Raw genomic sequence first — 14,541 nt, forward strand, 5'->3', positions numbered from 1 at the left:
GCCGGGTTACCCCGGCGTTTGCCCGCTTTATTGCGGGTAAATCTCCCGAACCGTCCCCCTCGCCAAGCCCCCTCGACGAACCGCTGCATAGCCCGAGCTCCAATCCTGAATCGACCGGCAGAGAGGTGGCTCAGTGGGGCTGTTTCAGCCAGTTTTTCAGGGCGACCGAGGGGATGGAGCTCTCGGAAGCGACGGCGAATGCCCCCCAGTCCACCGCGCACTGCAGGGCATCCTTGATTGCCATGCCCCGCGCCAGACCGTGGATCAGGCCACCGGCGAAGGCATCCCCCGCCCCCGTGGTATCGACCACCGAAACCGGCCGGGCAGCGACCCGGATCTGCTCATCACCATGAATAGCGACCGCCCCTGCCTTGCCCTCGGTCAGCACCAGCCATTCGAGCTGCTCCCCCGCCAGCTGGCGGGCATGTTGCCAGGGGTCGCTCACCTCCCCGAGATCGGAGCGGGAGGCCACCAGCACATGGCAAGGGCGGCGGGCCTGCCCCCCTTTGGGATACTGGGCCACCACGAAGCTCTTGCCGAGCATCTGGCGCATGTAACTGATGATGGCGGTACCGGGATAGTTCACATAGAGGCAGTCGATCCCCTCCAGCGGCAAATCGCCCGGCACATCGGGGCGCCGCGGGCGGCGCAGTATGGTGCGCTCCCCAGTGGAGTCCACCAGAATGAGCAGTTCGCCGGTCTCGCCGCCAAAACGCTCCACATGGCTGCAATCCAGCCCGTAACCGGCCGCCTGCTCCAACAGCCAGTCACCGGCCTCATCCAGTCCGATGCGAGAGGCAATAGTCACCTCGTGGCCGGCCCATACCAGCCCGATGCCGGTGTTGGCGGCGCCGCCCCCCAGCCTGCGTCCCTGATCCACATATTGCAGCCGGGCCCCCGCCACCAGCGGTTCGGAGAGGGAGAGCACATGATCACAGTTGAGATTGGCAAGCAGCAGAATGCGGGACATAGAGACCTCGGACGATGGAGATAGCCCAGAAAAGAAGGCTGAACCCCGAGTAGAGCCCAGCCTGACAGAAGAGACAACCGGCAGCGATCGGGAATCCGATCGGGATCAATAGATGGGCAACTCCACCCCGGCCAGCAGCTCGTCAATGCGCGCCTGGGTCGGCTGCTGCATCACACTCTGAATCACCTCCTTGGTGAGGTGAGGCGAGAAGGAGCTGATGAAGTCATACATGTAGTTCTGCAGCAGTATGCTCTTGCTGAAACAGATCTGCGCCGGACAGGGCTTGAACAGGTGCTCCAGATTGATGGAGACCAACCCCGGGGCATCTGTGTCGTTGGCCACCAGCGAGGAGATGATGCCGATGCCAAAGCCCAGTTCCACGTAGCGCTTGATCACCCCGGCATCCATCACCGTCATGTAGTAGCTTGGGGCGAGACCGGCGGCATGGAATACCTCGTCCTGCACCTGACGGCCTGTGGCCCCGCTCTCGTAGCTGAGGATCGGGTAGTGGCAGAGCTGCTCCAGGGTCGGCTTCTTTACCTTGGCCAGCGGGTGATCCTGCGGCACCACCAGCGAGAGGGTCCAGAGGTAGGCAGGCAGCGCGATCAGCTCCTTGTCACAGCCAATCTCGTGGGCAACGATGGAGAAATCGGAGTAACCCTTGCTGATCTGCTCCTTGCTCGCCGACATCACCGGATGGAGGTGGAACGAGATCTTGGGGTACTTCTTGGTGAAGTAGGTGACCGACTTGGGCAACAGGTAACGGGCGATGGTGTGGGTGGTGTGAATATTGAGGGTGCCCACGGTCGGGTCCAGATACTCGCGGGAGATCGCCTTGATCTTGCTCTCGATATTGAGCATCGCCTCGGCACACTTGATGATCTCTTCCCCCACCGGCGTAATGCGATGCAGGTGCTTGCCGCGGCGCTCGAAGATCCGCACCCCCAGTTCGCTCTCCAGCAGGCCAATCTGTTTGCTGACCCCGGGCTGACTGGTATAGAGCGCATCAGATGCCACTGATACATTGAGGTTGTGATCCCGGATCGCGATCAAATACTTTAACTGCTGTAGTTTCACGGCTTCACTCTCTGTGCTCAGGCGGGGTTGGCTCAGACTGGTGCGGCGATCAAGCCAGACAAACTGGCCGCCACAAAGGGCAGCCAGTGTATCACCCGATCCCGACATCGCAGCGCTTGGTCCTTCATTTTGCTACAGAATCTAGCACCCGAAGAGGGGACTGACAAACCACAAACCGGGTTCAGGCCGCGCCAGCCTGCAGCGACAAAATCCCCAAAAACTGTAGCAGCCACTGCATCATGGTCGCCGAATCAACCTCCCCCTCCAGCGAAGAGAGGCTGCTCTGGTAGCGCTCGTCGGGCAACAGGCCACGGCGCCGCTCGATCAGCGCCCGGTTGTACTCCACCGAGAACTCAGGGTGCCCCTGAATGGCAACGATGTGATCCCCCTGCAAGAACATGAAGTTGGGACAAAAATCGTTGCCCGCCAGCCGGGTTGCCCCAGGTGGCAGCAGGGCTACCTGATCCTGATGACTGGCCAGAATGCGGATCTGATCTCGCGCCGGCACCATCCAGGGTGCATCCGCCAGCATGGGGTGAACCGCCACCCCCAGCCCCCACCCCTTGGTGGACTTCACCACTTCGCCGCCCAGCGCCTGGGCGATCACCTGATGACCGAAGCAGACACCGGCCAGCTTGACGTCGGCATCGTGCGCCTGGTGGATCCACGCCCGCAGCGCCTGAATCCAGGGGATATCGCTGTAAGCATCGTGGCGAGAGCCGGTGATGAGCCAGGCATCGCACTCGTGCAGATCCTCCGGCAGTTCTCCATCGAGAGCCGACCAGACCCGAAATTCCAGTTCGGGGGCCAGGGCCGCAAAGCCCCTGATAAACATCTCGGAGTAAACGGGGCCAAAACGATCCGCCAGATCGGGATCGAGCCGGTCACAATCGAGAATTCCCAATCGCATCTGTTGTTCCTTTACAGAGTTCGCCCCCGCCAATCTACGACCGGCGGGGGCAAAAGGTTAGGCCATGAACACGCACCAGCACGTCACTTCATGGTCGGCATGGAGAACTCGGCACCACTGCGCAGGCTCTGGGGCCAGCGCGCCGTCACCGTCTTCATCCGGGTATAGAAGCGAACCCCGTCCGGCCCGTGCATATTGAGCGGCCCGAAGATGGATCGCTTCCAGCCACCAAAGCTATGAAACGCCATCGGCACCGGAATGGGAACGTTCACCCCTACCATACCGACCTGCACCCGCGCCGTGAAGTCCCGCGCGGTGTCGCCATCACAGGTAAAGATGGCGGTGCCGTTGCCGTACTCATGTTCATTGATAAGGCGCAGCGCCGTCTCGTAGTCCGGCACCCGCACGATGGCAAGCACCGGGCCGAAGATCTCCTCGCGGTAGATGCGCATCTCTGGCGTCACCTCATCAAACAGGCAACCACCGATAAAGTACCCCTCCTCGTGGTTCAGCGTGCGGCCATCGACCCGCAGCGCAGCCCCCTCGGCGACTCCCTGATCCACATAACCGCGTACCTTGGCCAGATGCTCCCGGCTAATGAGCGGCCCCATCTCGTTCTCCGGACTCTGGCCCAGCCCTGGGCCCACCCGCAGCTGTTCCACCAGCGGTGTCAACTTGGCCACCAGCGCATCGGCGGTCTCGTCACCGACTACCACCGCTACAGAAATGGCCATGCAGCGCTCGCCCGCCGCCCCATAAGCGGCCCCCATCAGGGCGGAAACCGCCTGATCGAGATCCGCATCCGGCATCACCACCATGTGGTTCTTGGCGCCGCCCAGCGCCTGCACCCGCTTGCCGTGGGCCGAGGCGGTGGCATAGATGTACTGGGCGATGGGGGTGGAGCCGACAAATGACACGGCACCGACCCGCGGATCGGTCAGCAGCACATCCACCACCTCCTTGTCACCGTTCACCACGTTGAGCACCCCGTCCGGCAGACCGGCCTCCTTGAGCAGCTCGGCCATCCGCAGGGAGAGGGAGGGATCCTTCTCGGAGGGTTTGAGGATAAAGGTGTTGCCGCAGGCGATGGCGACCGGGAACATCCAGAGCGGCACCATGGCCGGGAAGTTGAACGGGGTGATACCGGCGCAGACCCCCACCGGCTGCATCATGGAGTAGCTGTCTACTCCGCGACCAACGTTGAGGGAGTGCTCCCCCTTGAGCAGATGGGGGATGCCACAGGCAAACTCCACCACTTCCAGCCCACGGGTCAGCTCACCCTGCGCGTCGGAGAAGACCTTGCCATGCTCGCGACTAATGAGCTGGGCCAGCTCGTCCCTGTGCTGCTCCATCAACTCCTTGAAGCGGAACAAGACCCGCGCCCGCACCAACGGCGGGGTTTGCGACCAGTCGGCAAAGGCGCGCTCGGCGATGGCGATCGCCTCCTGACACTCGGCGGCGCTCGACAGCACGACACTCCCCTGCTGCTTGCCACAGGCGGGATTGAAGATGGCACCCTGGCGCTCGCTGCGACTCTCCTGCAGCTGGCCGTTGATGAAGTTGCTGACCCTGTATGTCATGTATCCTCCGTGATGACTGATGTGGTGACTGCGTTGCGCTTGCTGATGCGCGCCAACGCAAGGCCCCGCCAGTGCGGGGCCATCAAATGGGTTAGGGTTGTGCCTGCAGGACATCCTGCAGCAGGGTGAAGAGATCGTCGATCTGGCTGCGCTCGATGATGAGAGGTGGCGACAGGGCAATGATGTCGCCGGTGACGCGGACAAGCGCCCCCTTCTCGAAGCAGCGCACAAACACTTCATAAGCGCGCTTGCCCGGCGCATCCGGCATGGATTCCAGCTCGATGCCCGCCACCAGCCCGTAGTTGCGCACATCCTTCACATGCTTGCAGCCCTTCAGCGAATGGGCCGCCTCCTCCCAGTAGCCCGCCAAATCGGCGGCGCGGCTGAGCAGGTTCTCGTTGCGATAGATCTCGAGGGTCGCCAGCCCGGCGGCCGCAGCCACCGGATGGCCGGAGTAGGTGTAGCCGTGGAACAGCTCGATGGCCCCCTTGCCCGCCGCCATCATGTCGTCATAAATGTGCTTCTGCACCAGCACCGCCCCCATCGGGATAGCGCCGTTGGTGAGCCCCTTGGCACAGGTGATCATGTCGGGAATGACATCGAACTCTTGGGCGGCGAAGGGGGAGCCGAGGCGACCGAAACCGGTGATCACCTCGTCAAAAATCAGCAGGATGCCGTGTTTGGTACAGATCTCCCGCAACCGCTTGAGGTAGCCTTTGGGCGGCATCAACACGCCGGTACTGCCAGCGATGGGCTCGACGATCACCGCCGCGATATTGCTGGCATCGTGCAGGAAGACGATCTTCTCCAGCTCGTCGGCCAGCGCCACATCCTCCTCAGGCAGCCCTTTGGTGAAGGCGTTCTTGGCGATGTTGAGGGTATGCGGCAGATGATCCACCCCGGTCAGCAGGGAGCCGAACCACTTGCGGTTGCCGGGAATGCCCCCCACCGAGATACCGCCAAAACCGACCCCGTGATAGCCACGCTCACGGCCAATCAGCCGGGTGCGGGTGCCCTGACCACGAGCCCGCTGCCAAGCCAGCGCGATTTTGAGCGCGGTATCGACCGATTCAGAACCGGAGTTGGTATAGAAGACGTGGCCAAACCCCTTGGGGGCAATCTCCACCAGCCGGTTGGCCAGTTCGAACGGCAGGGGGTGGCCCATCTGGAAAGTGGGGGCGAAATCGAGGTGGGAAATCTGCTGGGAGACCGCCTCGGCAATCTCGCGCCGACCATGGCCCGCGTTGCAACACCAGAGTCCGGCTGTGCCATCCAGTATCTTGCGGCCATCCTCTGAGTGATAATACATCCCCTCTGCCGACTTCAGGATGCGCGGCGCCGCCTTGAACTGCTGGTTGGCGGTGAACGGCATCCAGAACGCGGACATGTCGGAGGGCGTATTGATGTCGCTGATCGGTTTCATGGTCACCTCATCCTTAAGGTGTTTAGCAACTGTCGGCCAATGCCTATTAAATTAAACACCTGAATCCATAAAAAAGGGCTCGTTATCGCCCTGTCTGGTGCCACCCCTAGCTAGACGCATCAACAGGGTGGTATAAGATATTTAACACAATTTTAATAATAGTAAACAGTCAAGGAGTGTCTATAGATGGATATCGGTCACCGCCTCAAGGCGGTTCGCACCACGGCAGCCCTCTCCCAGCGCGAGCTGGCCAAGCGCTCCGGTGTGACCAACGGATTTATCTCCCAGATCGAGAAAAATCAGGTGAGCCCCTCTGTCTCCTCCCTGCGCAAGGTGCTGGAAGGCATCCCCATGTCGCTGGCCAGCTTCTTCACCGAAGAGACCGAAATGAGCACCGAAGTGATCTTCCGTGCCGCCGATATGCCGGATCTCGGCACTCACCCCATCAGCTACCGGCTGGTCGGGCATAGCCGTGCCAACCGCGCCATCGGCATGTTGCAGGAGGTACTGCCACCGGGAGCCGACACCGGCGACGACATGCTGAGCCACGAAGGTGAAGAATGCGGCATCGTCATCAAGGGCGAAGTTGAAGTGACCGTGGGCGAACAGATCTACCTGCTGGGCGCCGGGGATGGCTACTACTTCGACAGCCGCACCCCCCACCGTTTTCGCAATAGTGGCGAGCAGGAGTGCATGCTGATTTCAGCCAACACCCCCGCCAGTTTCTGACATTCGGACGCGCGTCGGCAGGGGGCCAATGTTTAATGAATTGTTACAAGATGGATTTACAAGCGGCAGGATGTTTAGCATATTGATACGCGGAAACTGACTTTTGCCGGTTCAAGGAGTGAACATGAGTGACCTGACCCTGGCCCAGTGGCAACACAAGGCCGCCCATCTGACCCTGCCCTCGCAAGCCTTTATCAACGGCAGCTATCGGGATGCCGTCAATGGCGCCACCTTCGATTGCATCAACCCGGCCAACGGCAAGCTGCTGACCAAGGTGGCGGCCTGCGATGCTGCCGATGCCGAACTGGCGGTGCAGGCCGCCCGTGATGCCTTCAACGACAAACGCTGGAGCGGCCTGCCGCCGAAGCAACGCAAACTGATCATGCAGCGCTTCGCCGAGCTGATGCGCCTCAACAAGCTGGAGCTGGCGCTGCTGGAGTCGCTCGACATGGGCAAACCCATCGGCGATGCCATGGGCTATGACGCCCCCGCCGCCGCCAACTGCATCGCCTGGAACGCCGAAGCGATCGACAAGATCTACGATCAGGTAGCCCCGGTGGAGGAGTCCGCCCTGGCGCTGGTGACCCGCGAAGCGCTCGGGGTGGTCGCCGCCATAGTGCCGTGGAACTTCCCGCTGGTGATGGCCTGCTGGAAGCTGGGCCCGGCGCTCGCCACCGGCAACTCGGTGATCCTCAAGCCTTCCGAAAAATCCCCTCTGACCGCCCTGCGTATCGCAGGTCTGGCCAAAGAGGCGGGCATTCCGGACGGGGTGTTCAACGTGCTGCCGGGCTTTGGCCATACCGTGGGCGAAGCGCTGGCCATGCACATAGATGTGGACTGCATCACCTTCACCGGCTCCACCAAGATCGGCAAACATCTGGTGCAGTGCTCCGGCAAATCCAACCTCAAGCGCGCCTTTATGGAGTGCGGCGGCAAAAGCCCCAACATCATACTGGCGGATGCGCCGGATCTGGACGCCGCCGCCAAGAGCGCCGCTGGCGCCATCTTCTACAACCAGGGCGAGGTGTGTACCGCCGCCTCTCGCCTGCTGGTGCAAAACAGCATCAAACCGCAATTTATGGAGCGGCTGCTGGCCCACGCCAAGGAGTGGATTTCAGCCGACCCGCTCGATCCAGCCACCCGCATCGGCGCCATGGTGGACCACATCCAGATGGAGCAGGTGCTGCGCTATATCGAGATTGGCCAGCAGGAGGGAGCCAAACTGATACTCGGCGGCAACCGCACCAACAGCGCGAGCGGCGGCTTCTATATCGAGCCCACCATCTTCGACGACGTGACCCAGCAGATGCGGATCTTCCGTGAGGAGATCTTCGGCCCGGTGCTGGCAGTGACCGGTTTCGATACCCTCGAAGAGGCCATTGCACTGGGCAACGACAGCGACTACGGGCTGGCGGCAGCGATCTGGACGGCGGATCTCAACAAGGCAGTGAAAGGCTCCCGCGCCCTGCGCGCCGGTACCGTGTTCGTCAACAACTGGGATGGTGGCGACATGACCATGCCATTCGGCGGATTCAAACAGTCCGGCAATGGCCGCGACAAGTCGCTCCATGCACTGGAAAAGTACACCGAGCTGAAAAGCACCTGGATTCAGCTGGAATAGCACGACAAAGCAGCGCTATCGGATCAAAAAGGGGGAGAAATCCCCCTTTTGCATTTTTGGCCTTCCATCACAGAGCTCAATCCTTATAATGATAAAAAAGCCAACATGTTAAATATAAAGACAAAATGCTATTTTTTCTGGGAAGCGTACTTTTTCTGGTGATCGGTTTGCCCCTGCTGTTCTTCGTGCTGGGGCACGGCGAGGCCTACGTGACCTGGGGCCCCTGGATCTCCGCCATCGCCCTGATGTTGTGGCTGTTGATGGACGTCGACAAGATCCGCCGCGGTAAAGGCTGACCGGCCAGCCACGCTTTTCCTTCTCCTCAAACTTCGTTTATTCGCTTCTTTCCCCGCAAAAGGATCGCTACACTGATTTTTTGCGATGTTTTCCCGCATCCAACGCTTCAGTAAAGGTCATCCCCATGCCGCAACAGATCCAGCGTCAGGGCGTCATCTACGCCCTGTGCGCCTATACCCTTTGGGGCATAGCCCCCATCTATTTCAAGACCCTCTCTGCCGTCCCGGCCGCCGAGATCCTGACCCACCGGATGATCTGGTCCTGCGCCTTGCTGATGGTGCTGACCCTGCTCGGTCGCCAGTGGCACAAGGTGCAGGCAGTGCTGCGCCAGCCAAAAGTGCTGCTCACTCTGGCGTTTACCTCGGTCACCGTCGGTGGCAACTGGCTGCTGTTTATCTGGGCCATCAACAACGGCCACATGCTGGATGCCAGCCTCGGCTACTACATCAACCCGCTGTTCAACGTGCTGCTGGGGATGGTGTTTCTGAGCGAGAAGCTGCGCCGCCTGCAGTGGTGGGCCGTCGCACTGGCCTTTGCCGGAGTGGCGATCCAGCTCATCGCCTTTGGCTCCCTGCCCTGGATTGCGCTGGTGCTGGCGTCGAGCTTCGCCATCTATGGTCTGGTGCGCAAAAAACTGGCCCTCGATGCCCTCACCGGTCTGCTGATCGAAACCATGATCATGCTGCCGCCAGCGGCCATCTATCTGTGGGGTTTCGCCGACAGTCCCACCAGCCATCTCACAGAAAATGATTGGCACCTCAATCTGCTGCTGATCGCCGCCGGTGCCGTCACCACGGCTCCCCTGCTCTGCTTCACTGCCGCCGCGACCCGGCTCAAGCTCTCCACCTTGGGCTTCTTTCAGTACATAGGCCCCAGTTTGATGTTCATTCTCGCGGTCACCCTCTACGGGGAAGAGTTGGCGATAGACAAGCAGCTCACCTTCGCCTGCATCTGGAGCGCGCTGGTGCTGTTTAGCCTTGATGGCCTGCGTCGAGGCAGAGCTGTGCCAAAACAGGCATAACGCCACCTACCCTGTGCCCCGGCTCATCTGCCGGGGTTCTTTTTTGTGCCACCCGCCCCCTACTGACAACTACCTCCCGCGCACCAGCGCCGACAGCCAGCTACCTGACGATCCAAAGGCCACATCCGAGTCATATCCTCCTCACAGAGAGCTATGCTATCCATGAACGGAGCCGAATGGAGGCAGCATGCTCAAGCAAATTCACGACAGATCCCTGCTTTTTGGCCAGGTTCTGGGGATCATGGTCATTATCACGCTGATCTCCATCAGCTTTTTCGGACTTTACTCGGTCCGGAGCGCAGCAGACCAGATGGGACAGGGGAAGGACGTGGTGGCCGATATTCTGCCGCCGCCCCTCTACCTCATCGAATCACAGTTGCAGGTCTACACCCTGCTCCATGCCAAACCGGAGGAGCGGGAGGCACTGCTGCAAACCCTCGCACGGCTGCAGCAAGAGTTCGAGAGCCGCAACCGCTTCTGGCAAGAGAGCAACCTGAACGACCCCCTCAGGGAGCTGCTGCTGGGGGAGCAAAAAGTGCAGGGGGAGCTGTTCTGGCAACTGCTCAACGCCCAGTTTGTCCCCGCCATCAAGGCGGGCGATCTGATGCAAGCGGGAGCGATTGCCGCGCGCCTGCACACCCTCTATAACGCCCACCGGCTGGGAGTGGATGCCACCGTCATCAGCGGCAACCAGTATGCCGCCGAACAGATGGTCCATCTCGCCAGCACCACCCAACTCTGTTACGGCCTGTTGCTGTGCGCCGCACTGCTGGGTGCCGGGCTCATCTTCTGGCTGGGACGGCCGACCCAGCAGCGACTGCTGGCCGCCGGCAAAGCCACCGCAGCCATCGCCAAAGGAGAGCTGAACCGCCCCATGCCGGAGCCGGGTCTTGATGCCATCGGTGAACTGATCCGCCAGATCGGGGCAATGCGCGACCAGCTTGCCACTCTGGTGGCGTCGCTGCAGCGCAGCGCCAGCACGCTGGATGATCGCGCCACCAACCTGACAGCCATGGCACAGCGCCATGCCGATGACAGTGAGGCACAGGTTGGGGCGGCCCAACATATCGAGCAGGCCATCGAACAGCTCACCCACGCCATCGAGCAGGCAGGTAGCCAACTGCATCAAGTGGGGGAGCAGACCCTGCAGTCCGCCACCCGCGCACAAGAAGCCACTCACGCCATTCACACCGTTGAACAGGTGATCGAGGAGCAAGCTGCGGGAGTGAAGCGGGTATCTCGCACCATTTCGGATCTGACCGGACTCTCGCAGCAAATTGCCGGGCTGGCTGGCGCTATCCACGGCATTGCGGAACAGACCAATCTACTGGCGCTCAATGCCGCCATCGAAGCGGCGCGGGCTGGCGAACAAGGGCGTGGTTTTGCCGTGGTTGCCGATGAAGTCCGCTCGCTGGCGACCCGCACCGGCAGCGCCACCACCGAGATCAACACCATCATCGGCAAGATCCAGGATGTCAGCCTGCGCGCCGCCAGCGAGATGGATGCCGAGCTGGCCCGAGTCGAACAGGCGGTCACCCACGCGATGACGGCGCGCCAGAGCGTCGCCCGGATCGGACAGAGCTGCGAGGAGATCAATCAGCGCATTGCCCAGGTCGATCAGCTAATGAGCGATGAGACCCGTCTCATTCAGGGGATTAATCATCAGGTCAGCGAGATGTCCCGGCTGGCGGCCGAGGTCAACCAGAGTGCCAGTCACGCCGCCGAAGAGGCGACCATGGTCGCCCAGCACGCCCGCATCCTGACCAAGCAGACTCGCCACTTCCATCTCGACACCACCCGCCACTGATCCCCGGTGCTGACGGGAGTCAGCGCCGCCATTTTCCTCTGCGTTAGCAAAATGGGTAGCATTGGACTCCATGAGGGAATAGGATCCGCCCCTCTAAAAAACCAACTGCAAGGATCAACTGACATGAATCGAAAATGGTCGCTCCCCATCGTGGCACTCGCGGGGGGAGCGTTACTCTGGCTTGGCAACACCTTTGGTATGAAATGGGCTCTGATGGCCCTGATCGGATTCGGCTTCGGCTTCACCCTCTCCTTCAGCCGCTTCGGCATCGTCTTCGGTTGGCGCGAAATGCTGACCAAGCGCAACAGTTACTATGTGCGGGTTCACCTGCTCACCATCGCCATCGAAATTCTGCTGTTCACCTGTTTCCTCTCCTTTAGTCACGCCCTGTTTGGCGATGCCATGGTGGGCAACGTGATGGCTATCGGCATTCCTTTCATCGTCGGAGCCTTCCTGTTCGGCATCGGCATGCAGCTGGCAGGCGTCTGCGCCACCGGTACTCTCTACTGCTGTGGCGAGGGGCAACCCCGCTTCTGGCTGGTGCTGATCTGCTACGGCATCGGCACCCTCATCAGCAACCAGTTCCGGCCTGAACTGACCGCCACCTTCTCCAGTCATGTGGTATTGGCCAAAGACCTGACCGGCAATATCTGGAGCGGCATGCTGCTCAACCTGGCGCTGGTCGCCGTGCTGTTCATGCTGTTTCGCAACAGCGAACTCAAGCGCACCGGCGAGCTCAAGCCTCTCTTCAGCGGTGGCAATCTGTTCTGGCGCGATGGCCGCTTCACCGTGCTGACCGGCGGCATCATCATCGCCCTGCTCAACTCGGCAGTGGTCGCCCTGCACGGCTCGGCCTGGACCATCACCGGCGCCGTCTATGACATGGCGCTGCGCGGCGCCTCCCTGTTTGGCCTGTTCGAGGGGAACCCGAAACTGGCCCAGCCGCTCTTTATCAACCCCATGGTCGGCATGTTCTGGCTCGGCATTCTGGGGGCCATGCTGGCGCGCTGCCTGAGCGGTGGCGGCAACTTCGCCCCGATGCGGCTCGGCAACAGTCTGGCATCCATCATTGGCGGCCTGCTGATGGGGATGGGGGCCATGTACGCCGCCTGCAACCTCGGCGGCTTCTTTGATGGCACAGCGTCTGGCAGCCTGCACGGCTGGGTCTGGATGTTGATGGCACTGGCAGGCAGCCTGATCGGCATTCGCCTGCGCCCGCTGTTTGGGCTCTGACACGCGACATCGCAAGCACACCATAGAAAACGGGAGGCCTGGCCTCCCGTTGTTGCATCTATCGATCCCGTCGCTCTGCTTATTGGACTGGCTGGGAGACCCCTTCCAGATTGATCTCCACCCGGCGATCCGGTGCCAGACAGACGATCAGCTCCTGCTTGGAGCGGCTGGCGCAGTTGCTGCCAGTGACCGGATTGGCCTTGCCACGACCTTCGACCCGCACCTTGTCGGCATACAAGCCTTTGGAGACCAGATAGCTGGCCACGCTCTGGGCCCGTTTTTCGGAGAGGGCCAGGTTGTAGTTGTCGGAGCCGATGCGGTCGGTATAACCGATGACAGTTGCGACGCCATCCTTCGGATTGGCCGCCACAATCTGGCTGAACAGGGCGTCGAGCGCCTGATTGGCCGAAGGCTTCAGAGTCGCCTTGTTGAACTCGAACAGCACATCGGAGCTCAGACTGAAGGTCTTGGGCTCAACCACCGCTACCGGAGCTGGTTCAACTGCTGGTGCTGGCGCCGGTGCGGCAACCTCACCACCTTGCTGACCGAAGCGATAGAGCATCCCGAACGAAATCAGACCGTTATCCATCTCGATACCGGAGCGATCGAGAGACGCATCGCCGAGCGGTGTGGTGTACTGATACTCCAGACGGGCAGCCCAGTCACGATCGATGGCGTATTCGGCACCCAGCGCACCAACGAATGCGGCGCCATGCTTCTTACCGGTCTCGCTGGTATTGGCAAAGCTGATCTCGCTATCCGTCCATGCATAGGCGCCGCCCAGTCGGCCATAAAGATCGAGCACATTCGTTGCCGGGAAGCTGATCTTCATGGTGGCCTGAATCATCTGGCTCTTGGCTTCGGTATTGAGGGTATTGGCGCCAGTGCCCGAGGTGGTGTCGTATTTGCCAAGCCAGTCATAACCCAGCTCGAAACCCAGGTTGGGGTTGAGCTGATAACCGGCGAACAGGCCCAGACCCAGATCATCCGTGTTCTCGCTGGTATTACCCAACGTCTGGGCAATCGACTCGGCATACTGGTTGTGGTCAACGCCATAGTAATTGGACCAACCGGCCTTGCCACCGACATACCAGGTGTTGTCCTGCGCGGCGGCCTGTACGGCCCCGGCCGCCAGCAAACCACTGACCAATACGGCAAGCATGGATTTATTCATATTTTCGCCTCTGCAATAAGTCGTTATGGGCGCCTGAGTGCGCACTCTCCCTGTGTGAAGCCGTCAGGCAGCTTCCCGCATTCCAGAGTATCTCATCCGAACGCAGCCTCAAATGACCAGCAGCTCAGGAGTGTGAAGCTGCCTGCATTATCGCGCCATCGTCGGCCAAAATGGTCTTTGCCAGCGTTCTGGCCTGCTCCAGAGCCAGCGGCTGCTGATAGCTGTGAGCCATCACAATCGCCCCCTCCAGCAGCAAGCAAAGCGCGGTCGCCTGAACCAGAGAGCATTCGAGCTGGTTCATCACCCAGCTCAGCAACGCCTGCTTGTGCGCCATCACCAGCTTGCGCACCGGATGGCGCGGCTCGGCAAACTCGGCGCTGGCGTTGATGAAGTTGCAGCCATAGAAATCGCTGCGGCCAAACCACTCTGCGAACCCATCGAACAGCCCCTGCAGGCGGGCTTCGCGTCCGGTCACGCCGGCCAGCCGCTGCTCAAGCAGGGCGAAGAACTCCCGGTCACGCGCGAGCAGCACCGCCTCAATCAAGGCATCCTTGGTCGGGAAGTGGCGATAGAGGGTGCGTTTGGTACTGCCCGCCTCGGCCCAGATGCGATCTATGCCGGTGGCATGGAAGCCATGACGGTTGAACAGACGGTAGGCCGTCGCCACCAGTTGTTGACGCTTCTCGCTCATCATTTGCC

The 14,541-nt window shown here is 61.0% G+C and carries 13 protein-coding genes; 6 read left to right on the forward strand and 7 right to left on the reverse strand.

Translation table 11 applies throughout. From position 1 onward, the window contains the following. Window positions 1–130: 130 nt before the first annotated feature. From CK911_RS16235 to CK911_RS16255, 5 genes are all read right to left on the reverse strand, one after another. The gene (locus CK911_RS16235) at window positions 131–970 is read right to left on the reverse strand and encodes a PfkB family carbohydrate kinase (protein ID WP_098971231.1); all 840 of its coding nucleotides are present in this window, start codon (window positions 968–970) and stop codon (window positions 131–133) included. 105 nt (window positions 971–1,075) lie between these two features. Beyond that, entirely contained in the window at window positions 1,076–2,047 is a 972-nt protein-coding gene (locus CK911_RS16240) for a LysR substrate-binding domain-containing protein (RefSeq protein WP_042018083.1), read from the reverse strand. 181 nt (window positions 2,048–2,228) lie between these two features. Then, window positions 2,229–2,957 carry a glutamine amidotransferase gene (locus CK911_RS16245; protein ID WP_098971233.1) on the reverse strand — a complete coding sequence of 243 codons (729 nt, stop codon included), beginning with the start codon at window positions 2,955–2,957 and terminating at the stop codon, window positions 2,229–2,231. A gap of 83 nt (window positions 2,958–3,040) precedes the next feature. Further along, window positions 3,041–4,537 carry a CoA-acylating methylmalonate-semialdehyde dehydrogenase gene (locus CK911_RS16250; protein ID WP_098971236.1) on the reverse strand — a complete coding sequence of 499 codons (1,497 nt, stop codon included), beginning with the start codon at window positions 4,535–4,537 and terminating at the stop codon, window positions 3,041–3,043. A gap of 91 nt (window positions 4,538–4,628) precedes the next feature. Then, entirely contained in the window at window positions 4,629–5,960 is a 1,332-nt protein-coding gene (locus CK911_RS16255; RefSeq protein WP_098971239.1) for an aspartate aminotransferase family protein, read from the reverse strand. Between the two features lie 186 nt (window positions 5,961–6,146). Between CK911_RS16255 and CK911_RS16260 the strand changes: the two genes are divergently transcribed. The 6 genes from CK911_RS16260 to CK911_RS16280 all read left to right on the forward strand — a co-directional run bounded on the left by CK911_RS16260 (window position 6,147) and on the right by CK911_RS16280 (window position 12,668). Then, complete coding sequence (locus CK911_RS16260; RefSeq protein WP_068978255.1) at window positions 6,147–6,689, forward strand: cupin domain-containing protein; 543 nt, start codon at window positions 6,147–6,149, stop codon at window positions 6,687–6,689. A 124-nt stretch (window positions 6,690–6,813) separates the two neighbouring features. Then, complete coding sequence (locus CK911_RS16265) at window positions 6,814–8,310, forward strand: aldehyde dehydrogenase (RefSeq protein ID WP_098971241.1); 1,497 nt, start codon at window positions 6,814–6,816, stop codon at window positions 8,308–8,310. 125 nt (window positions 8,311–8,435) lie between these two features. Then, window positions 8,436–8,606: a hypothetical protein gene (locus CK911_RS21390; RefSeq protein ID WP_005341999.1), complete on the forward strand. Its 171-nt coding sequence runs from the start codon at window positions 8,436–8,438 to the stop codon at window positions 8,604–8,606. A gap of 125 nt (window positions 8,607–8,731) precedes the next feature. Next, on the forward strand, window positions 8,732–9,628 hold the full coding sequence (gene rarD / locus CK911_RS16270) for an EamA family transporter RarD (RefSeq protein WP_098971243.1): 897 nt from the start codon (window positions 8,732–8,734) through the stop codon (window positions 9,626–9,628). A gap of 187 nt (window positions 9,629–9,815) precedes the next feature. Continuing rightward, window positions 9,816–11,435, forward strand: coding sequence for a methyl-accepting chemotaxis protein (locus tag CK911_RS16275; protein ID WP_098971246.1), 1,620 nt, complete (start codon window positions 9,816–9,818; stop codon window positions 11,433–11,435). A gap of 123 nt (window positions 11,436–11,558) precedes the next feature. Beyond that, on the forward strand, window positions 11,559–12,668 hold the full coding sequence (locus CK911_RS16280) for a YeeE/YedE thiosulfate transporter family protein (protein WP_172954038.1): 1,110 nt from the start codon (window positions 11,559–11,561) through the stop codon (window positions 12,666–12,668). A gap of 79 nt (window positions 12,669–12,747) precedes the next feature. Here the strand turns inward: CK911_RS16280 and ompA are convergent, their stop codons facing one another. Beyond that, window positions 12,748–13,842 (reverse strand): porin OmpA, encoded by a 1,095-nt coding sequence (gene ompA, locus CK911_RS16285; RefSeq protein ID WP_098971248.1) that lies wholly within the window; start codon window positions 13,840–13,842, stop codon window positions 12,748–12,750. A 124-nt stretch (window positions 13,843–13,966) separates the two neighbouring features. Continuing rightward, complete coding sequence (locus CK911_RS16290; protein ID WP_098971249.1) at window positions 13,967–14,533, reverse strand: TetR/AcrR family transcriptional regulator; 567 nt, start codon at window positions 14,531–14,533, stop codon at window positions 13,967–13,969. Window positions 14,534–14,541 lie beyond the last annotated feature (8 nt).

The organism is Aeromonas sp. CU5 (assembly GCF_002586745.1).
GTDB classification, from domain to species: domain Bacteria; phylum Pseudomonadota; class Gammaproteobacteria; order Enterobacterales; family Aeromonadaceae; genus Aeromonas; species Aeromonas sobria.